At 44.0% G+C, this 1,215-nt stretch carries 1 protein-coding gene; it reads left to right on the top strand.

The window, feature by feature from the left end; translation table 11 throughout:
* Positions 1 to 922 (top strand): LPS export ABC transporter permease LptF (gene lptF, locus A3729_RS20095; protein ID WP_068634203.1); only part of this gene is annotated, 922 nt, incomplete at its 5' end.
* Positions 923 to 1,215: the final 293 nt, after the last annotated feature.

Below are 1,215 nucleotides of genomic sequence, written 5' to 3' on the forward strand. Positions count from 1 at the left end.
GGAGTTTCTACAAGTCATTTTACCTCTAGGGTTCTATATTGGTATTTTGCTCGCTTATGGGCGCATGTACCTTGAAAGCGAAATGACCGTTTTGCACTCCTGCGGCATGAGCCGAAACCGTCTACTGAAAATGTCTCTTAGCCTCTCTGTACTTATCGCAATTTTCGTCGGTACAACCAGCCTATACGCAACACCATGGGGTTTTCAGAAAGCAAAAGACTTGTTAACCGAGAGCGCAAATCTATCAGAGTTTGAATTATTATTTGCAGGACGCTTTCAAGAGCAGCGTTCCCAAGGAAGAGTCACCTATGTAGAGTCTATTAGCGACGATAAAAAAACGCTATTTGGTGTATATATTGCGGAAACCGAGAGGCAGTCACAAACTTACGCTGAATATGGCGTAATGAATACCAATGAAACAACAGGTGAAAAGTTTCTACTACTCCACAATGGCACGCGCTATCTTGGTAGCCCTGGAGAGAATGCATTTAAAGTCATGCAGTTTGATATGCTGGGTGTAAGAATTGATGACCAAACAGTGAAAGAAGCGAAATCTTATAAGATAGCTGCTCGGCCGACCAGTCAGTTGTTGAGCGCCCAAGACAACGCTTCAGCGGCCGAACTTCAGTGGCGGCTTTCACTCCCCTTCCTAGCACCTATCGTTTGCTTGCTAGCGGTTGCCTTCAGCAAGGTTAACCCCAGACAGGGTCGCTTTGTCCACCTATTCCCAGCAATGCTAATCTATGTAGCCTATCTCGGGTTATTGATGACAGCGCGCAGTAAAGTTGAAAAAGGCGATCTACCACCGGCTATCGGAATGTGGGCTGTTCATGCTTTATTCTTCGTTATTTCACTCTTAATGCTGTATCGGGAAAACATAGTTAACCTGCTCAAATCAAAACGATCTTCTGTACCTGAATAAGCCAAGATACCTAAACGATCGTACATCTCTAACATTGCGAACATAACTAAGCATTCGACATTTACATTCTCGCGTTTAGCATTACACTTAATTGATCAGTTCAGAAAAATTTCTGAACTAATTCATTGCCAGTTGCCAACAGATCTCAGGAGTACAGCGTGCTTTTACGTACCAGTGTCATAATTCTAGCCTTTTTCATTGCAGCCTGTTCGGGGCCTACTCGAAAGCCACAAGAACAAGCCATTTTCCAGACCCTGGTTGAAGATGTCACCTTTAGAAAGCTTGCTGATCAC

It is taken from the genome of Oleiphilus sp. HI0043 (assembly GCF_001634935.1).